Genomic DNA, 18,730 nt, shown 5'->3' with positions numbered 1-18,730 from the left:
CGGCAACGGGAGCGGGGTTGCGTCCTGTTTAGTTTCAAAAACGAAACACCGTCATCCCGCAACGCAGCATGGCGGCGCTTGCGTTCAGCCCGCCGCTCGGCTACGGATCGCGCGGCTGTGGGTATGCACTTCGTCGACGAGTTCGGCGACGTGATCGGGCGACGTGAATTGCGAGATGCCGTGCCCCAGGTTGAACACGTGGCCCGGATGGTTGCCGTAGCTGTCGAGCACCGCGCGCGCCTGTTCGCGCACCGCGGCCGGCGGCGCGAACAGGATCGTCGGGTCGAGGTTGCCCTGCAGCGCCACGCGCCCCGCGACGCGCTCGCGCGCGGCGCCGAGGTTGACCGTCCAGTCGAGCCCGACCGCGTCCACGCCGGTCGCCGCGATCTCCTCGAGCCACAACCCGCCGCCCTTCGTGAACGTGATCACCGGCACGCGCTCGCCATCGTGCTCGCGCTTGAGCTGCGACACCACGCGGCGGATATAGTCGAGCGAGAAGCGCTGGTACGCGCCGTCGGCCAGCGCGCCGCCCCACGTATCGAAGATCATCACGGCCTGCGCGCCCGCTTCGATCTGCGCGTTCAGGTACGCGGCCACCGCCTGCGCGTTCACGTCGAGGATTCGGTGCATCAGGTCCGGGCGCGAATACGCCATCGACTTCACCGTGCGGAAATCGTCCGAGCCGCCGCCTTCGACCATGTAGCACGCGAGCGTCCACGGGCTGCCCGAGAAGCCGATCAGCGGCACGCGCTGGCGGCCCTGGCCGTCGGTGAGCGCGCGGCGGATCTCGCGCACGGCGCCCGTCACGTAGCCGAGCGTCTCGTCGATGTCCGGCACCGCGAGCTTCGCGACGTCGGCCTCGGTGCGCACCGGATGCGCGAACTTCGGTCCTTCGCCGGCCTGGAAGTCGAGGCCGAGGCCCATCGCGTCGGGAATCGTCAGGATGTCCGAGAACAGGATCGCGGCGTCGAGCGGGAAGCGCTCGAGCGGCTGCAGCGTCACCTCGGTCGCGTAGTCGGGGTTTTTGGCCAGCCCGAGAAAGCTGCCGGCACGCGCGCGCGTCGCGTTGTATTCAGGCAGGTAGCGGCCGGCCTGGCGCATCAGCCAGATCGGCGTGTAGTCGGTCGGCTCGCGCAGAAGCGCACGCAGGAAGGTGTCGTTGAGCAGGTTATGGGCCACGGTAGGAGCGACGATGCGAAGGCAAAGCGGCATTTTACCGGACAGCCGCGGTCGGACCGCGCAGGCCGATGCAATGGCGGCCATATGACGCGCGCGATGGCTCCGTTATGATCGGACGCTCATATCGAACCGAACGAAGGAGGAGACCGATGAAGACATTCGCCACGCTGGCCGCGGCCGCGTTGCTGTGCTGCACCGCCGCACACGCGCAAACTGCCGCCGGCGCCGCCACGAGCGCGCCGGGCGCCGGCTCGCGGCTCGACGAGGTGCTGGCGCGCGGCACGCTGCGCGTGTGCACGACGGGCGACTACAAGCCGTATTCGTACTACCGCGCGGACGGCCGCTTCGAGGGCATCGACATCGACATGGCCGAATCGCTCGCGAAATCGCTCGGCGTGAAGGCGGATTACGTGAAGACGAGCTGGCCGAACCTCACCCAAGACTTCGTCGCGAAGTGCGACATCGCGGTGGGCGGCGTGTCGACCACGCTCGAGCGCCAGAAGCGCGTGTTCTTCACGCAGCCGTACGTGGTCGACGGCAAGACGCCGATCGTGCGCTGCGCGGATGCCGACAAGTACCAGAGCGTCGCGCAGATCGACCGGCCCGAGACGCGCGTGATCGTGAATCCGGGCGGCACCAACGAGCGCTTCGCGAAGCAGTTCTTCACGCACGCGAACCTGACCGTCTATCCGGACAACGTGACGATCTTCAAGCAGATCCTCGCGGGCAAGGCCGACGTGATGGTGACGGATGCGTCGGAGACGCTGCTGCAGCAAAAGCTGAATCCGGGCCTCTGCTCGGTGCATCCGGACAAGCCGTTCCAGTTCGGCGAGAAGGCGTACATGGTGCCGCGCGGCGACGTCGTGTTCCAGCAATACGTCGACCAGTGGCTGCATCTCGCGCTGTCCACCGGTGAATATCAGGCGCTGTCGGACAAGTGGCTGAAGTAAGCGCGCGTGCAAGCGGCGGCCGATGACGGGCACCGCCCGCTGCGGCCGCCAAGTGCGAAAATCCCGCCTGCGTCGGCCGCCGGCATGCGTTGCCGTTACACCTTCGCGTCGCGCCGCGGCGCCCATGAACGGCGCGCGACCCGCCAAATTGGCCGAATGGCCGACTTCCACGCGTCTCGATCACGTTTCAAAATCTTTCTGACGAATGAATCGTCATGCGCGGTATCGATCGTGCCGTGCACTTTCTCGCGTGAAAATCGGCAATTCATCGCGCCCGATACGCGTGAAAAACGCATCGCGCGCATACCTCGAAAACGCGGCGGAAAATATGGGTAAAAATGACCTTTTTCAGGAGCCCGAAAACAGCAAAAACTCCCGGAAAGCCTTATCTGGCGGGCGTTACAACCTGAAACACTTTGTTACCGCGAGGGGTCGTTAATTCGCCCACAATGGGCCTCAACGGTTTCAACACGGATGCGGTCTCGTGTGCCAAGTGTGAGCGGACGCGAAGCGCTGCGAGCCAGTCGGTCACGTACCGAAGCCCTTCCGAGGGGCATCCCTGTTGGAGTCGTTTCCGGCCCCCGCCGGATCCGGTTTCATCTTTGGTCTCCTCGCGCTAACCCCGTAGCGTGTGGTTTTTAGCGGGCTAATAAGCCCGCTTTTTTTCGTCCATCGAAAACGTAGCGACCTGCACCGGGCGACCCGCAGGCCGCCCCGCTTTTCCCGCATTTTCCCGCACCGCCCCGCTTCAAGCCGTCTTCTGCACGTCGAGCTTCAGCTCCTCGATCATCCGCTCGCGCATCACGAATTTCTGCACCTTGCCCGTCACCGTCATCGGCAGTTCGTCGACGAAGCGGATATAGCGCGGAATCTTGTAGTGCGCGATCTGGCCTTGGCAGAAGGCACGCACGTCGTCCTCGGTCATCTGCTCGTCGGCGCGCAGCACGATCCACGCGCACAGCTCCTCGCCGTACTTCGCGTCGGGCACGCCGAATACCTGCGCGCTCTGGATCTTCGGATGTCGAAACAGGAATTCCTCAATCTCGCGTGGATAGACGTTCTCGCCGCCGCGAATCACCATGTCCTTCAGACGGCCGACGATGTTGCAGTAGCCGTCCGCATCGAGCGTCGCGAGGTCGCCCGTGTGCATCCAGCCGTCGACCAGCACCTCGCGCGTCTTCGCGTCGTCGTCCCAATAGCCGAGCATCACCGAATAGCCCTTCGTGCACAGCTCGCCCGTCGCGCCGACCGGCACGATGTCGCCGGCCGCATCGACGATCTTCACTTCGAGATGCGGCTGGATGCGGCCGACCGTCGTCGTGCGCTTTTCGAGCGGATCGTCGGTCGAGCTCTGGAACGACACCGGGCTCGTCTCCGTCATTCCGTACGCGATCGTGATCTCCGACAGATGCATCTGCGACACGACGCGCTTCATCGTCTCGATCGGGCACGGCGAGCCGGCCATGATCCCGGTGCGCAGCGTCGACAGGTCGAATTTGGCGAATTCCGGATGGTCGAGCTCCGCGATGAACATCGTCGGCACGCCGTGCAGCGCGGTGCAGCGTTCCTCGGCCACCGCCGCGAGCGTCGCGACCGGGTCGAACGCCTCGCCGGGGAATACCATCGCGGCGCCCGTCGACACGCAGGCGAGCACGGCCAGCACCATCCCGAAGCAGTGATAGAGCGGCACCGGGATGCAGAGCGAATCCTGTTCGGTGAAACGCATCGCCATCGCGATCGAGCGCGCATTGTTGACGACGTTGCGGTGCGTGAGCGTCGCGCCCTTCGGGCTGCCGGTCGTGCCGCTCGTGAACTGGATGTTGATCGGATCGCTGGCCGAGAGCGTTGCGCCGAGCGCGTCGAGCAGCGCGGGATCGACGGCCTGGCGGCCGCGCGCCATCACGTCCGCGAAGCGGAACATGCCGGCCGGCGCCACGTCGCCCATCGACACGATCGTGCGCAGGCTCGGCACGCGCGCCGCGTGCAGGTCGCCCGGCGTCGCGGTCGCGAGCTCCGGCGCGAGGGTCTGCAGCATCTCGACGTACGCGGAGCGCTTGAAGCGCTCGGCCGCGATCACGGCCTTGCAGCCGACCTTGTTCAGCGCGTATTCGAGTTCCGACAGCCGGTAGGCCGGGTTGATGTTGACGAGCACCGCGCCGATCCGCGCGGTCGCGAACTGCGTGAGCAGCCATTCGCTGCGGTTCGGCGACCAGATGCCGACGCAGTCGCCCTTCACGATCCCGAGCGCGGCGAGCCCCGCTGCCAGCACGTCGACCTCGCTCGCGAACGCGCGCCAGGTCCAGCGCACCTGCTGCTCGCGGAACACGACGGCCGGACGGTCGGGAAAGCGGCCAGCCGTGTCGAGCAGGAACCGGCCGATCGTCGCGTCGGATAGCGGCACGTCGGTCGCGCCGCGCACGTACGACAAGCCGTTCTCGGGCGCGATCAGCGCCCCCTTGCCAAGGTCTGCTGCCATCGATGTCTCCGTCCGTTCTTGTCTGATCGGCCCGCGCGCGCCTGCTGCGCGCGCCTTCGCCGCAACGATCGCGACGGCGGGCCTCACCGCGGATGATGCCGCGCTCCGCTGACGATACTCTGACATCGAATCGCGACGGGCGGGTGAAATAGCACGACCGGACGGAATGATCGGACCCGCAAAACTCCGACGAAATGCGGACGAAGCGCGGACGGAACGCGGGCGAAAAAAAAGCAGCCCGAAGGCTGCTTTCTTTCGCGGGATACGCGGCGCGGCTCAGTGCCGGCTGCGAATCTTCGCCAGACGCTGGATCGCCTCGAGCTGCGCCATCGCGGTCGCGAGCTCGGATTGCGCTTTCGCGAGGTCGAGATCCGACTTCGCGTTCTGCAGCGTTTCCTCGGCACGCTTGCGCGCTTCCTCGGCTTTCGCCGCGTCGAGGTCCTTGCCGCGAATCGCGGTATCGGCGAGCACCGTCACGGCGCCCGGCTGCACTTCGAGAATGCCGCCCGCGACGAACACGAATTCGTCGTTGCCGCCCTCGACTTCGATGCGCACCGCACCCGGACGAATCCGGGTGATCAGCGGCGTGTGACCCGGCAGAATACCCAGCTCACCCGTTTCGCCCGGCAGCGCGACGAATTTCGCCTCGCCCGAGAAGATCTGCTCTTCCGCGCTGACGACGTCTACTTTGATGGTTGCCATATCGACTCCTGTCGATCGGAGCAGGCACTTGCGCGCCTGCGCCGATCCCATGCACGGCGGATTGAGCGTATTGCGGTCGGCGCGACCGGCCGGGATTATCAGTCCGACTGTTAATCCCGACTAGCACGCGCCGTGCGACTCACTCGAACCCTTACGAGATCTTCTTGGCCTTTTCGAAGGCTTCGTCGATCGTGCCGACCATGTAGAACGCCTGTTCCGGCAGGTGGTCGCACTCGCCGTCGACGATCATCTTGAAGCCGCGGATCGTTTCCTTCAGCGGCACGTACTTGCCCGGCGAGCCCGTGAACACTTCAGCGACGTGGAACGGCTGCGACAGGAAACGCTGGATCTTACGCGCACGTGCGACCGACAGCTTGTCTTCCGGCGACAGTTCGTCCATGCCCAGAATCGCGATGATGTCGCGCAGTTCCTTGTAGCGCTGCAGCGTCTGCTGAACGCGACGGGTGATCGAGTAGTGCTCTTCACCGATCACGTTCGGGTCGATCTGGCGCGACGTCGAGTCGAGCGGGTCGACCGCCGGGTAGATACCCAGCGAAGCGATGTCACGCGACAGAACGACGGTTGCGTCCAGGTGGCCGAAGGTCGTGGCCGGCGACGGGTCGGTCAAGTCGTCCGCAGGGACGTACACGGCCTGAACCGACGTAATCGAGCCCTTCTTGGTCGACGTGATGCGCTCTTGCAGCTTGCCCATTTCTTCAGCCAGCGTCGGCTGATAGCCCACTGCCGACGGCATACGGCCGAGCAGTGCCGACACTTCGGTACCGGCCAGCGTGAAACGGTAGATGTTGTCGACGAAGAACAGCACGTCGAGGCCTTCGTCACGGAAGTGCTCGGCCATCGTCAGGCCGGTCAGCGCGACGCGCAGACGGTTGCCCGGCGGCTCGTTCATCTGGCCGTACACCAGCGCGACCTTGTCGAGAACGTTCGAGTCCTTCATTTCGTGGTAGAAGTCGTTCCCTTCACGGGTACGCTCGCCCACGCCCGCGAACACGGAGTAACCGCCGTGTTCCTTCGCGATGTTGTTGATGAGCTCCATCATGTTGACGGTCTTGCCCACGCCTGCACCACCGAACAGGCCAACCTTGCCGCCCTTCGCGAACGGGCAGATCAGGTCGATGACCTTGATACCCGTTTCGAGCAGTTCGGTCGACGGCGACAGTTCGTCGAACGCCGGTGCCTTCTGGTGGATCGAACGCGTCGTTTCGCTTTCGATCGGGCCGGCTTCGTCGATCGGACGGCCGAGCACGTCCATGATACGACCGAGGGTCGGCTTGCCGACCGGCACCGAGATCGGCTTCGCCGTGTTCTTCACGGTCAGGCCGCGGCGCAGGCCATCGGATGCACCCAGACAAATGGTACGGACCACGCCGTCACCCAGCTGCTGCTGGACTTCGAGCGTCAGTTCCGAGCCATCGAGAATGAGCGCGTCGTAGATCTTCGGCATGCTGTCGCGCGGGAATTCCACGTCGATAACGGCGCCGATGCACTGTACGATCTTGCCTTCTACCAAAGCAGCAGTACTCATCGCTTTTCCTTTAAATACCTGATTCTTTACTCGCGCAAAGGCGCAGTTGTCGTCCCGGGCGCGCGCTTAAACAGCGGCTGCGCCGCCGACGATCTCCGACAGTTCTTTCGTGATCGCGGCCTGACGGCTCTTGTTGTATACGAGCTGCAGTTCGCTGATCACCGTCTTCGCGTTGTCGGACGCGGCCTTCATCGCGACCATGCGCGCCGATTGCTCGGACGCCATGTTTTCCGCGACGGCCTGGTACACCAGCGCCTCGACGTAACGCACGAGCAGTTCGTCGACGACTGCCTGCGCGTCCGGCTCGTAGATGTAATCCCACGACGTCGCCGGCGTACCGTCATCGGCTTCGAAGTGTTCCGACGACAGCGGCAGCAGCTGCTCGATCACGGCTTCCTGCTTCATCGTGTTGACGAAGCGCGTGTAAGCGATATAAACCGCCGACAGCTTGCCTTCCGAGTACAGATCGAGCTGCGTCTTCACGGCGCCGATCAGCTTGTCCAGGTGCGGGGTGTCGCCGAGGTGCACGACCTGCGACATCACCTTCGCGCCGAAGCGGTTCAGGAACCCGAGGCCCTTGCCGCCGATCGCGGTGGCTTCGACCTTCTGGCCCTTCTCTTCCAGCTCCTTGAACTTCTGCACCGTCGCACGCAGCACGTTGGTGTTCAGACCACCGCACAGACCCTTGTCCGTCGTGACGAGGATGATGCCGGCCGTCTGCGCGCCGTCGTTCGCCACCATGAACGGGTGGCGGTACTCCGGGTTCGCACGGCTCATGTGCGCGGCGATGGCACGGACCTTGTCCGCATACGGACGAGCGGCGCGCATGCGTTCCTGCGCGCGACGCATCTTCGATGCAGCAACCATCTCCATCGCCTTCGTGATCTTGCGCGTGTTCTGCACGCTCTTGATCTTGCCGCGAATTTCCTTCATTCCAGCCATAGCTTGCTCCTTTGCGCCCCGAGTTAGCGCTTTAGCGCTTTACTCGGGGCTCATGCATCGCTCACCGAAGCGGCGCGGGCGCATCAGCACCCGCGCGGCCTCCGTGTGTCACTCGCGGATCAATAGGCACCGGACTTCTTGAAGGATTCGATCGCCGCGCGCAGCGCGCCTTCGTCGTCCTTCGAGAGATCCTTGGTGTCTTCGATACGCTTGATGAGGTCAGCGTGGCTGGTCTTCAGGTTGTCGCGCAGGCCCTTCTCGAACGACAGCACTTGCTTGACGTCGAGATCGTCGAGGTAGCCGTTGTTCGCGGCGTACAGCGACACGGCCAGTTCCCAGACCTGCAGCGGCTGGTACTGCGGCTGCTTCAGCAGTTCCGTCACGCGGCGGCCGCGCTCGAGCTGCTTGCGGGTCGCTTCGTCGAGGTCCGATGCGAACTGCGCGAATGCAGCCAGTTCACGGTACTGCGCGAGGTCGGTACGGATACCGCCCGACAGCTTCTTCACGACCTTCGTCTGAGCGGCGCCGCCGACGCGCGACACCGACACGCCGGCGTTGATTGCCGGGCGGATGCCTGCGTTGAACAGGTCGGTTTCCAGGAAGATCTGGCCGTCGGTAATCGAGATCACGTTCGTCGGAACGAACGCGGTCACGTCGCCTGCCTGCGTTTCGATGACCGGCAGTGCCGTCAGCGAGCCGCTCTTGCCCTTCACTTCGCCGTTCGTGAACTTCTCGACGTACTCTTCCGACACGCGAGCCGCACGCTCGAGCAGACGCGAGTGCAGATAGAACACGTCGCCCGGGTACGCTTCACGGCCCGGCGGGCGGCGCAGCAGCAGCGAGATCTGACGGTATGCCCAGGCCTGCTTGGTCAAGTCGTCATAGATGATCAGCGCGTCTTGGCCGCGGTCGCGGAAGTATTCGCCCATCGTGCAGCCGGCGTACGGTGCCAGGTACTGCATCGCGGCCGAATCCGACGCCGAAGCGGCGACGACGATCGTGTATTCCAGCGCGCCCGTTTCCTCGAGCTTGCGCACCACGTTCATGATCGACGAAGCCTTCTGGCCGATCGCGACGTAGATACAGATCAGGTCCTTGCCCTTCTGGTTGATGATCGCGTCGAGCGCCACCGCGGTCTTGCCGCACTGACGGTCGCCGATGATCAGCTCACGCTGGCCACGGCCGATCGGCACCATCGCGTCGATCGACTTGATGCCCGTCTGCACCGGCTGCGACACCGACTTGCGCCAGATCACGCCCGGGGCGATCTTTTCGATCGCGTCGGTCAGCTTCGCGTTGACCGGGCCCTTGCCGTCGATCGGGTTGCCGAGCGCGTCGACCACGCGGCCGACGAGTTCCGGGCCGACCGGGACTTCGAGAATGCGGCCCGTCGTCTTGACGATGTCGCCTTCCGAGATGTGTTCGTATTCGCCGAGAATCACCGCGCCGACCGAGTCGCGCTCGAGGTTCAGCGCGAGACCGAACGTGTTGCCCGGAAACTCGAGCATTTCGCCCTGCATCACGTCCGACAGGCCGTGGATACGCACGATACCGTCGGTCACGGAGATCACGGTGCCCTGGTTGCGAACGTCTGCGCTCGCTTCAAGGCCCTGGATCCGGCTCTTGATCAGCTCGCTGATCTCAGAGGGATTGAGTTGCATTATTCGCTCCTGATAGTCAATTCTGTTGCGTGCCGGCGTGGCGCTCAGGCGGTCAAGGCAGCCTGCATCGATGCGAGGCGCGCGCGAACCGAGGTGTCGAGCACTTCGTCGCCGACCGTCACGCGCACGCCGCCGATCAGCGACGAATCGACTTCGACCGTCGGTTTCAGCTTGCGCTTGAACTTGCGTTCGAGGCCCGAGACGAGACTGTCGAGATCCGCGCCGTTCAGCGGGAACGCGCTCACGATCTCGGCGTCGGCTGCGCCTTCACGTTCGTTCTTGAGCGCCTCGAACTGCTCGGCAATTTCCGGCAGCAGCGCGATGCGATGATTGTCGACCAGCATCTGCACGAAGTTCTTCGCTTCGGCGCCGGCCGCGAGCGGCGACTTCACCGCAGCAAGCAGCAGCTCGGCTACTTGCGTGCGCGTCACCTTCGGGCTCGACGCGACCGACAGCACTTCCGGCAGACGCGCAACCTGGGCCAGCTCTTGCACGAGCGTGGACCAGGCGGCGATGTCACCGCCCTCGGCCACGCGGAACAGCGCTTCTGCGTAAGGGCGGGCGATGGTTGCAAGTTCGGCCATGATCAGAGCTCGGCTTTCAGTTGATTCAGCAGTTGGGCGTGGGCCGTTTGATCGACTTCGCGCTTCAGGATCTGCTCGGCGCCCTTCACGGCCAGCGCGGCGACTTCGCCACGCAGCGCTTCGCGCGCCTTCACGATTTGCTGTTCTGCTTCCGCCTTCGCCTGGGCGACGATGCGGGCGGCTTCAGCCTGGGCGTTGGCCTTGATTTCCTCGGCGACCGCCTGCGCACGCTTCTCAGCGTCGGCGATGCGCTGCTGGCCGTCGTTGCGGGCCTGCGCGAGTTCCTGGTCCACGCGCTTGTGCGCTGCGTCGAGTTCCGCCTTGCCCTTCTCCGCGGCGGCGAGGCCGTCGGCGATCTTCTTCGAACGTTCGTCGAGGGCGTTGATCAACGGCGGCCACACGAATTTCATCGTGAACCACGCGAGGACCAGGAACACGACCATTTGCGCAAACAGAGTTGCGTTGAGATTCACGGTGTTTCCTTATCTGCTATTCCGGAAAAATGAAACGGTAAGGCGCTCATCGAGTTGCATTCGATCAGCGCCCCAAGTCTCCGTTCCGCCCTGCGCCGGCTCACGCCGGACGCATATTTCCGAGGAACCTTAGCCTGCGAGCTTCGACAGGAGCGGGTTCGCGAACGCGAACAGCATTGCGACACCCACGCCGATCAGGAATGCAGCGTCGATCAGACCAGCCAGCAGGAACATCTTCGTTTGCAGCGGGTTGATGAGTTCCGGCTGACGTGCGCAGGCTTCGATGTACTTGCCACCCATCAGCGCGATACCGATACAGGCGCCGATTGCACCCAGGCCGATGATGATGCCGATACCGATGGCGGTCAGACCCTGGATGTTGGCGATGTAAGCTTGCATGATCACTCCTTTGTGAAAAGACTTGGAACTGAGATTTAAAAAACTAAAACGAAGACTCTTTGTTGCACGCCGCGCTTAGTGCTTGTCGTGCGCCTGGCCGAGATACACCAGCGTCAGCATCATGAAAATGAATGCCTGCAACAGAACAATCAGGATGTGGAAGATTGCCCAGACGCTACCCGCGATCACGTGACCAACGAAGCCGAGGAACGTTGCGTCGCCACCGAAGCTCCACATGCTGCCGAGCAGGGCGATCAACAGGAACAACAGCTCACCCGCGTACATGTTGCCGAACAGCCGCATACCGAGGGAGACGGTCTTTGCGAGATATTCGACGATGTTGAGCGCGAGGTTAGGGATCCACAGCAGCGGGTGGGCGCCGAACGGGGCCGACAGCAGCTCATGCACAAAGCCGCCCGCGCCCTTGATCTTGATGCTGTAGTAGATCATCAGGACGAACACGCCGAGCGCGATGCCGAGCGTGCCGTTCAGGTCGGCCGTCGGGACGATGCGATGGTGGGAAATCACGTCCGACAGACCGAGCAGGCCGATCACGCGGCCCGGCAGGTCGACCGGGAGGAAGTCGAGGGAGTTCATCAGCGCGACCCACACGAACACCGTGAGGGCGAGCGGCGCGATGAAGGTGCGATTGCCGTGGACGATGGCCTTCGATTGATCCTCGACCATTTCGACGAGCATCTCGATCGCGCACTGGAAGCGGCCCGGCACGCCCGAGGTCGCCTTGCGGGCGGCCAGACGCAGCAGGACGATCGTCACGATGCCGCATACGATCGACCAGAACAGCGTGTCGAGATTCCAGACGTGGATATCGAAAATCGACGTCTGATGCGAGGTGGAGAAATTCTGCAAGTGGTGCGCAATGTACTCGGACGGATCCGGACCGCGCGTGCCTTCGCTAGCTGCCATATCGTTAATGCCACCCAAATTGTCGAAAATCGTTTTGCCCCGTTCCGCAACACGCTATTGCGGGAACGGGCCGGTGCGGTTCGTTGTCGAAACCGCACGCTGCTTGTTCCTTACCGCCAGGCCAGCGCGATCCAGTACGTCTTCAGCACGACGAGGTACGTGACGAGGAACGGCACCCAGTGCACGCCGGCCCAGCCGAACGCCACCGCGGTGAACATCCCGATCGTCAGAGCGAGTTTCAGGGCTTCGCCCATCACCCAGCTCATCACGGTGGCCGAGCCACCTGCCTTCAGTCGTGCCACGAATACCGCACTGGGTACCCAGCCGATCGCTCCGCCCAGAAACGCGGATTGCGCAGCGGCGCCCGGCGACTTCGAAAACAGCCACCACGCCAGCGTTGCAACCAGGGACAGGACCACTTGCGCGAATACCACCTTGTAGGGAGTCACGCGCGAGGGCTTGCTCACGTTCGGGCCGAACAGCCTTTCGGCCTCTGCCCGCGTCAGCGGAACGATGTTGTTATCTTGCTGCTCGACATCCCAGTCATCGTCGGGTTCACGCCACTCGCCGGCCGCCGAAGCGGTGCGTTGCGTGCGCTGATCATCGTGCCTGTCGTCCGGCGCCTGACCCGCCATCGCAATCTTCCGCTGAAATCCCTGAACCCGACCCCAAGCTTTCTGAAAGCTTTCAGGGGTGCCTAGCTAACAAATCCGGGCGATTGTAAGCGATAGTTGCAAGTGATTCAAGGCTTTAGACGCGACAAAAACCTGCATAAAACGACGCCTCATGATGTGAAAAAACATGCGATTCGGCGACGTACGATGACAGTTGTAAGGTCGGTTTTCCGCACCGGTATTTCTTGCGCGAAAAAGTCAGGTGACGGGGGAAACGGCGGGAAACGATACCCGATACGGGCCAGGACGAAGCGGCGCGATTGCCGTCGGGAATTCGCTGCAACGCAGCCGGCGGAAACGATTCGCCCCGATGCTCGGGAACAAGCAAGACGCCGCGGCCCAACCATCGCGCCCGCGCGCGAAATTCGACAGGATGTTCACGCAGCGATTCATCCGGTCAGTTGTCGCGCCGCCACAGATGTTCGACTGTGGATGGCGGCACTTATCAACAACCATCGATCAGCGTGAATGCCGTGCGCCCAACCCGTCGCTCGAACGGCTTCCCCGCGCCGCCGCGTTCAACCGTGCACGAGCAGCCACGCGCCGAGCGCCGCGCTCACCAGCGCGAACGGAATCGACACGAGGTGGAACGGCAGCCACATGCGCGGCTCCTTCGCGAGACGCACCGCGATCAGGTTCGCGAGCGAACCGATCGCGAACCCGAAGCCGCCGACCGATACGCCGAATGCAAGCGCGCGCCAGTCGTGCGTGAACTCCGACAGCAGGATCGCGGCCGGTACGTTGCTGATCACCTGTGACAGCACGGCGCCGGCCGCATAGACGCGCAGCGGCGAATCGAGTTGCGCGTGCGCGATCGCGTCGTGCACGACGGGCAGCGCGGCCGCGCTGCGCAACACGACGAACATCAGCACGAAGATCAGCAGCAGAAGCCAGTCGATCTTCAGGACTGCGTCGCGTTTGACGGCAAGCAGCACGACGGCGACGCCGACGAGGCCCGGCAGCGGATGATGCGCATCAGCGAGCAGCACGAACGCGGCGAACAGCACGGCCGCGATCAGCGCTTGCATGCGCTGGACGGGAAGCGCAACGGCGTCGCCGGACAGGTCGAGCGGCTTCGCGCGGAACATCAATGCGGTCAGCGCGAGCAGCAGCGCCATCAGCGCGAGGGCGAGCGGGCCGAGCGTGACCACGAAACGGCCGAACGACACGCCGCTCAATTGCCACAGGAAAAGATTCTGCGGATTGCCGAGCGGTGTCGCGACGGACCCCGCGTTGACAGCCAGCGCGACGACGATCACGAGCCGCCGGAACGGCAGCGGCGTCAGCGCGCGCAGCGATACCATCAACGGCACGACGACGAACAGCGCGACGTCGTTGGTGAGCCACATCGACAGCACCGCAGCGAAGCCGACGAGCAGCATCGCGAGCCCGCGTTCGGAATGCACGTGATGCACGATGCGATGCGCGAGCCACATCAGGCAGCCGGACAGCTCGAGCGCCTTGGTCAGCATCAGCAGGCCCGCGAGTGTCGCGACCGTCTGCCAGTCGACACGATCCGCGAGCACCGAAAATGGTTGCGGACGCACCCATTGCAGCACGATCAGGCCAAGCGCAAGCACCGACAGTACCGGTTCCTGCGCAAGCCAGCCGAGCCACCGGCGCGGCGCCGGTGCACCCTTTTGCGTCATGGGTTGCCCGTTACTCTTCGGTCGCGACGTTGCCGCGCAGACGCGCGAGAATGCCTTCGAGCGCGTCGAGGTTGCCGAAGTCGATCAGCACCTGCCCTCGCCCGCGGCGGCCGAGCTTGATCTTCACCGTCGACGCGAGCAGGTCGGACAACTCCTCTTCGAGGCGACGCGTATCGCGGCCGCCATCGTCCTTCGCACGCGCCTTCACGGCCGGGGCTTCCTTCGTCGTGTGCGCGACGAGCTTCTCGGTCTCGCGCACCGACATGCGCTTGTTGACCACCTGATGCGCGAGCGTGATCTGCGTGGCCGCGTCGACGGCCAGCAGCGCGCGTGCGTGCCCCATGTCGAGATCGCCGGCCAGCAGCATCGTCTGCACCGGCGACGCGAGGTTCAGCAGGCGCAGCAGGTTCGATACCGCGCTGCGCGAACGGCCGACCGATTCGGCCGCCTGTTCGTGCGTGAAGCCGAACTCGTCGAGCAGACGCTGGATGCCGTGCGCTTCTTCGAGCGGATTCAGGTCCTCGCGCTGGATGTTCTCGATCAGCGCCATCGCCGCGGCAGCCTGATCGGATACGTCCTTCACGAGCACCGGCACTTCGTCGAGGCCGGCCAGGCGCGCCGCGCGGAAACGCCGCTCGCCCGCGATGATCTCGTATTTGTCTGATGAAATAGGCCGTACCAGGATCGGCTGCATGACGCCCTGGGCGCGAATGCTTGCCGCCAGCTCCTGCAGGCTGCCCTCGTCCATCCGCGTGCGCGGCTGGTACTTGCCGGCTTGCAGCTTGCCGAGCGCGAGCGTGTTCGGTGCCCCTTCGATCTTCACCGCTTCGGTGATATCGGCACTGCCGCCGAGCAGCGCTTCGAGGCCACGTCCCAAGCCCTTCTTCTTTGGTACCGCGTTCATGTCTTTCTTCCTCGCTTCGCTCATGTCCGGATCACGACACCTCGAACGCGCGCACGCGCTCGATCATCTCGGCACCGAATTGGAGATACGCCTGCGCACCGCGCGAGCTGCGGTCGAACACGACGCCCGGCAACCCGTAACTCGGCGCTTCCGCCAGGCGCACGTTGCGCGGAATCACCACGTCGAACACCTTGTCGCCGAAGTGCGCTTTCAGTTGATCGGAGACTTGCTGCTGCAGCGTGATGCGCGGATCGAACATCACGCGCAGCAAGCCGATGATCTTCAGGTCGCGGTTCATGTTCGCGTGAACCTGCTTGATCGTGTTGACGAGGTCCGACAACCCTTCCAGTGCGAAGTACTCGCACTGCATCGGGATCACGACGCCATGCGCCGCGCACAGGCCGTTCAGCGTCAACAGCGACAGCGTCGGCGGGCAATCGATCAGGACGAAATCGTAGTCGTCGGCGACGCGCTCGAGCGCGGCCTTCAGGCGGCGCTCGCGGTTGTCGATGCTGATCAGTTCGATCTCGGCGCCGGACAGCTCGCGGTTTGCGGGGAGCACGTCATAGGTGACGCCTTCCGGACGCACGCGCGCGTCGGTCACCGACACGCCGTCGACCAGCACTTCGTACACGGTCGCTTCGCAGGCGGCCTTGTCGATCCCGCTGCCCATCGTCGCGTTGCCCTGCGGGTCGAGATCGATCAACAGGACGCGTTGCTCCTGCGCTGCAAGGCTTGCGGCGAGATTGACCGATGTCGTCGTCTTGCCGACGCCCCCCTTCTGGTTCGCAACGCAGAAGATCTTTGCCATCGTTGGTGTGTTCCCTTTACCTTCAAACAAACGGCGCGCTACCGCGCGCCTTCAATTCGCGTCGTCGACGGCCACTTCGAACAAATGCCGCTCCGCATCGAGCATCGGTACCGCCAGCCGGATCGTCTGCTTGACGCGGCTGCCTTCCGGCAACCGCGCAATCTCGTCGTCCGGGTGAACGCCCTTCATCGCCCAGATCGATCCGCCCGGCGCGACCAGATGACGAGCAAGTTTAACGAAGTCGGACAGATCCGCGAAAGCGCGGGATACGATCATGTCGAATTTTTCCGGCACTTCGACCCCCGGCCGCAGCGATTCGACGCGGCCGGTCACGACCGACAGGTTCGCGAGCTTCAGCTCCGCGCGCATCTGCGTCTGGAAGGCCGACTTCTTCTGCACGATATCGTTCAGCGTGACCTGCCAGCCCGGCTCGACGATCGCCAGCACGATACCGGGCAGCCCGCCACCCGAGCCGACGTCGAGCACACGCGCCGACGCACGGCCACGCAGATGCGGGACGATGGAAAGCGAGTCGAGGATATGCTGGATCAGCATCTGCTTCGGGTCGCGGATCGCGGTCAGGTTGTAGACCGCATTCCACTTGCCGAGCAGCGCGACATAGTCGAGTAGCTGGTTGCGCTGCGTATCCGTCAGCGCGAGGTCCAGTGCCGTCGTGCCTTCGACGAGCATCTGTTCCAGTACGTCCCGGTTAACCGCCGGCGCGCGACGCGCCGTCATCGTTGTGTCGGGACGGTGCCGTCCCCCTGCTCCGCGGCCTCTGCGGCCATGCCGTTACGGCGGCCCAGGCCGCGACGCTTCAGGTGCACCATCAGCAGCGAGATTGCTGCCGGCGTGACGCCCGAGATACGCGACGCCTGCCCGATCGTTTCCGGCCGGAACTCGTTGAGCTTCTGGCTGACCTCGAACGACAAACCACGGACCTCGCGATAATCGATACCGTCCGGCAGGCGTGTGTTCTCGTTCGCGTCGTTGCGTTCGATCTCGGATGCCTGGCGCTCGATATAGCCCTGATACTTGATGCCGATCTCGACCTGTTCCTTGATCTGCTCGAGCAGCACCGGGTCGTCCGTCAGCGGCTCCGCGGGGCCACACTCTCCGCCCTTCAGCCCGCACACACCGTCGTAGCTGATACCCGGGCGACGCAGCAGCTCCGCGAGGCTGTATTCGTGGTCGATTGCCTTGCCGAGCAACGCCGTCGCTTCTTCCGCCGGCAGCGTCTTCGGCGTGACCCACGTCGACTTCAGGCGTTCGGTTTCACGTGAAACAGCGTCGCGTTTCCGGCTGAAAGCGTCCCAGCGGACGTCGTCGACCAGCCCCAGCTCGCGGCCAATCTCGGTCAGGCGCATGTCGGCATTGTCTTCACGCAGGCTCAGGCGGTATTCGGCCCGGCTCGTGAACATCCGGTACGGCTCGGCCACGCCGCGCGTGACGAGATCGTCGACCAGCACACCCAGATAGGCCTGGTCGCGACGCGGGCACCACGCATCCTTCTCCTGCACGTAGCGGCCCGCATTGAGGCCGGCCAGCAAGCCCTGCGCAGCCGCTTCTTCGTAGCCGGTCGTACCGTTGATCTGGCCCGCAAAGAACAGCCCGTTGATCGCCTTCGTCTCGAGCGACGCCTTCAGCGCGCGAGGATCGAAGTAGTCGTATTCGATCGCGTAACCGGGGCGCAGGATATGCGCGTTTTCCAGGCCGCGCATCGAATGCACGAGCTCGAGCTGGACGTCGAACGGCAGGCTCGTCGAGATTCCGTTCGGATAGAACTCGTTGGTCGTCAGCCCTTCCGGCTCCAGGAAGATCTGGTGAGATTCCTTCGACGCGAACCGGTGGATCTTGTCTTCGATCGACGGGCAATAGCGCGGGCCCACGCCTTCGATCACGCCTGTATACATGGGCGACCGGTCGAGACCGCCGCGAATGATGTCGTGCGTGCGCTCGTTCGTATGCGTGACCCAGCACGGCAACTGCCGCGGATGCTGCTCCGCGCGGCCCAGGAATGAGAACACGGGGATCGGATCGAGGTCGCCCGGCTGCTCGTCGAGCTTCGAGAAGTCGATCGTGCGGCCGTCGATACGCGGCGGCGTACCGGTCTTCAAGCGGCCCTGCGGCAGCTTCAGTTCCTTCAGGCGCGACGACAGCGACACGGCCGCCGGATCGCCCGCGCGACCGCCCGTGTAGTTGTTCAGCCCGACGTGGATCTTGCCGTCGAGGAACGTGCCAGCCGTCAGCACGACCGCGCGCGCGCGGAAACGGATGCCGATCTGCGTGACGGCGCCGACCACGCGGTCGCCTTCGACCATCAGGTCGTCGACGGCCTGCTGGAACAGCCACAGGTTCGGTTGATTTTCGAGCCGGTGGCGGATCGCGGCCTTGTACAGGATGCGGTCGGCCTGCGCACGCGTCGCGCGCACGGCCGGGCCCTTCGATGAATTGAGGATCCGGAACTGAATACCGCTTTCGTCCGTCGCGGCGGCCATCGCGCCGCCCAGCGCGTCGACTTCCTTGACCAGATGGCCCTTGCCAATGCCGCCGATCGACGGATTGCAGCTCATCTGCCCGAGCGTTTCGATGTTGTGGGTCAGCAGCAGGGTCTTCGCGCCCATGCGGGCGGACGCCAGCGCGGCTTCCGTGCCGGCATGACCGCCACCGACGACGATGACGTCAAATTCTGTGGGAAAAAGCATGGTGGATTCCGTACGCAGAGCTGCGCACGAACCTATCAGAGAAATGTATGGGCCGAATTATAGCGGGTTCGCTTTTCCCCCGAAGGCCGTCCGAATGGTAGGGTCTGTGCATTTCGGCGATTTTTTCGCTGGGGGCGGGCGAATTTGT

At 64.1% G+C, this 18,730-nt stretch carries 17 protein-coding genes; 1 reads left to right on the top strand and 16 read right to left on the bottom strand.

Annotated features, from left to right (window positions below; genetic code table 11):
• Positions 1–84: 84 nt before the first annotated feature.
• Positions 85–1,179, bottom strand: a complete 1,095-nt coding sequence (gene hemE, locus CFB52_RS00590; protein ID WP_059580517.1) for a uroporphyrinogen decarboxylase — start codon at positions 1,177–1,179, stop codon at positions 85–87.
• A 149-nt stretch (positions 1,180–1,328) separates the two neighbouring features.
• Between hemE and CFB52_RS00585 the strand changes: the two genes are divergently transcribed.
• Positions 1,329–2,129, top strand: coding sequence for a transporter substrate-binding domain-containing protein (locus CFB52_RS00585; protein WP_060966445.1), 801 nt, complete (start codon positions 1,329–1,331; stop codon positions 2,127–2,129).
• A 748-nt stretch (positions 2,130–2,877) separates the two neighbouring features.
• Here CFB52_RS00585 and CFB52_RS00570 read toward each other — a convergent pair.
• From CFB52_RS00570 to mnmG, 15 genes are all read right to left on the bottom strand, one after another.
• Positions 2,878–4,605: an AMP-binding protein gene (locus CFB52_RS00570; protein WP_099315987.1), complete on the bottom strand. Its 1,728-nt coding sequence runs from the start codon at positions 4,603–4,605 to the stop codon at positions 2,878–2,880.
• A 276-nt stretch (positions 4,606–4,881) separates the two neighbouring features.
• Positions 4,882–5,307 carry a F0F1 ATP synthase subunit epsilon gene (locus CFB52_RS00565; protein ID WP_006477288.1) on the bottom strand — a complete coding sequence of 142 codons (426 nt, stop codon included), beginning with the start codon at positions 5,305–5,307 and terminating at the stop codon, positions 4,882–4,884.
• Positions 5,308–5,458: 151 nt separating this feature from the next.
• The gene (atpD, locus tag CFB52_RS00560; protein ID WP_011350527.1) at positions 5,459–6,853 is read right to left on the bottom strand and encodes a F0F1 ATP synthase subunit beta; all 1,395 of its coding nucleotides are present in this window, start codon (positions 6,851–6,853) and stop codon (positions 5,459–5,461) included.
• Between the two features lie 66 nt (positions 6,854–6,919).
• A complete protein-coding gene (gene atpG / locus CFB52_RS00555; protein ID WP_034209645.1) occupies positions 6,920–7,795 on the bottom strand; it encodes a F0F1 ATP synthase subunit gamma in 876 nt (291 codons plus the stop codon).
• Between the two features lie 119 nt (positions 7,796–7,914).
• Positions 7,915–9,456: a F0F1 ATP synthase subunit alpha gene (atpA, locus tag CFB52_RS00550; protein WP_040142775.1), complete on the bottom strand. Its 1,542-nt coding sequence runs from the start codon at positions 9,454–9,456 to the stop codon at positions 7,915–7,917.
• 44 nt (positions 9,457–9,500) lie between these two features.
• Positions 9,501–10,040 carry a F0F1 ATP synthase subunit delta gene (locus CFB52_RS00545; RefSeq protein WP_034188172.1) on the bottom strand — a complete coding sequence of 180 codons (540 nt, stop codon included), beginning with the start codon at positions 10,038–10,040 and terminating at the stop codon, positions 9,501–9,503.
• A 2-nt stretch (positions 10,041–10,042) separates the two neighbouring features.
• Entirely contained in the window at positions 10,043–10,513 is a 471-nt protein-coding gene (locus tag CFB52_RS00540; RefSeq protein ID WP_006477283.1) for a F0F1 ATP synthase subunit B, read from the bottom strand.
• 129 nt (positions 10,514–10,642) lie between these two features.
• Entirely contained in the window at positions 10,643–10,912 is a 270-nt protein-coding gene (gene atpE, locus CFB52_RS00535) for a F0F1 ATP synthase subunit C (RefSeq protein WP_006482730.1), read from the bottom strand.
• Between the two features lie 75 nt (positions 10,913–10,987).
• Entirely contained in the window at positions 10,988–11,839 is an 852-nt protein-coding gene (gene atpB, locus CFB52_RS00530; protein ID WP_012492242.1) for a F0F1 ATP synthase subunit A, read from the bottom strand.
• Between the two features lie 110 nt (positions 11,840–11,949).
• Entirely contained in the window at positions 11,950–12,474 is a 525-nt protein-coding gene (locus tag CFB52_RS00525) for an ATP synthase subunit I (RefSeq protein ID WP_099315917.1), read from the bottom strand.
• 557 nt (positions 12,475–13,031) lie between these two features.
• On the bottom strand, positions 13,032–14,162 hold the full coding sequence (locus CFB52_RS00515) for an SLC13 family permease (protein ID WP_099315916.1): 1,131 nt from the start codon (positions 14,160–14,162) through the stop codon (positions 13,032–13,034).
• 10 nt (positions 14,163–14,172) lie between these two features.
• On the bottom strand, positions 14,173–15,066 hold the full coding sequence (locus CFB52_RS00510) for a ParB/RepB/Spo0J family partition protein (RefSeq protein ID WP_006482728.1): 894 nt from the start codon (positions 15,064–15,066) through the stop codon (positions 14,173–14,175).
• Between the two features lie 31 nt (positions 15,067–15,097).
• Positions 15,098–15,877: a ParA family protein gene (locus CFB52_RS00505; RefSeq protein WP_059580499.1), complete on the bottom strand. Its 780-nt coding sequence runs from the start codon at positions 15,875–15,877 to the stop codon at positions 15,098–15,100.
• A gap of 51 nt (positions 15,878–15,928) precedes the next feature.
• Positions 15,929–16,615, bottom strand: a complete 687-nt coding sequence (rsmG, locus tag CFB52_RS00500) for a 16S rRNA (guanine(527)-N(7))-methyltransferase RsmG (protein WP_099315915.1) — start codon at positions 16,613–16,615, stop codon at positions 15,929–15,931.
• Positions 16,612–18,582 (bottom strand): tRNA uridine-5-carboxymethylaminomethyl(34) synthesis enzyme MnmG, encoded by a 1,971-nt coding sequence (gene mnmG, locus CFB52_RS00495; RefSeq protein WP_099315914.1) that lies wholly within the window; start codon positions 18,580–18,582, stop codon positions 16,612–16,614. The genes rsmG and mnmG overlap by 4 nt, the downstream gene beginning before the upstream one ends.
• Positions 18,583–18,730 lie beyond the last annotated feature (148 nt).

This window comes from Burkholderia sp. AU18528, assembly GCF_002223215.2.
GTDB lineage: Bacteria > Pseudomonadota > Gammaproteobacteria > Burkholderiales > Burkholderiaceae > Burkholderia > Burkholderia semiarida.
This window is presented reverse-complemented; position numbering and strand designations above follow the sequence as displayed.

Bases quoted from the DNA above. Each gene is read 5' to 3' on its own strand.
- CFB52_RS00505 (WP_059580499.1), bottom strand. From the start codon at position 15,877: ATGGCAAAGATCTTCTGCGTTGCGAACCAGAAGGGGGGCGTCGGCAAG.
- CFB52_RS00565 (WP_006477288.1), bottom strand. From the start codon at position 5,307: ATGGCAACCATCAAAGTAGACGTCGTCAGCGCGGAAGAGCAGATCTTC.
- CFB52_RS00585 (WP_060966445.1), top strand. From the start codon at position 1,329: ATGAAGACATTCGCCACGCTGGCCGCGGCCGCGTTGCTGTGCTGCACC.
- CFB52_RS00570 (WP_099315987.1), bottom strand. From the start codon at position 4,605: ATGGCAGCAGACCTTGGCAAGGGGGCGCTGATCGCGCCCGAGAACGGC.
- CFB52_RS00510 (WP_006482728.1), bottom strand. From the start codon at position 15,066: ATGAACGCGGTACCAAAGAAGAAGGGCTTGGGACGTGGCCTCGAAGCG.
- CFB52_RS00525 (WP_099315917.1), bottom strand. From the start codon at position 12,474: ATGGCGGGTCAGGCGCCGGACGACAGGCACGATGATCAGCGCACGCAA.
- atpG (WP_034209645.1), bottom strand. From the start codon at position 7,795: ATGGCTGGAATGAAGGAAATTCGCGGCAAGATCAAGAGCGTGCAGAAC.
- rsmG (WP_099315915.1), bottom strand. From the start codon at position 16,615: ATGACGGCGCGTCGCGCGCCGGCGGTTAACCGGGACGTACTGGAACAG.
- atpB (WP_012492242.1), bottom strand. From the start codon at position 11,839: ATGGCAGCTAGCGAAGGCACGCGCGGTCCGGATCCGTCCGAGTACATT.
- atpE (WP_006482730.1), bottom strand. From the start codon at position 10,912: ATGCAAGCTTACATCGCCAACATCCAGGGTCTGACCGCCATCGGTATC.
- atpA (WP_040142775.1), bottom strand. From the start codon at position 9,456: ATGCAACTCAATCCCTCTGAGATCAGCGAGCTGATCAAGAGCCGGATC.
- CFB52_RS00545 (WP_034188172.1), bottom strand. From the start codon at position 10,040: ATGGCCGAACTTGCAACCATCGCCCGCCCTTACGCAGAAGCGCTGTTC.
- CFB52_RS00515 (WP_099315916.1), bottom strand. From the start codon at position 14,162: ATGACGCAAAAGGGTGCACCGGCGCCGCGCCGGTGGCTCGGCTGGCTT.
- mnmG (WP_099315914.1), bottom strand. From the start codon at position 18,582: ATGCTTTTTCCCACAGAATTTGACGTCATCGTCGTCGGTGGCGGTCAT.
- atpD (WP_011350527.1), bottom strand. From the start codon at position 6,853: ATGAGTACTGCTGCTTTGGTAGAAGGCAAGATCGTACAGTGCATCGGC.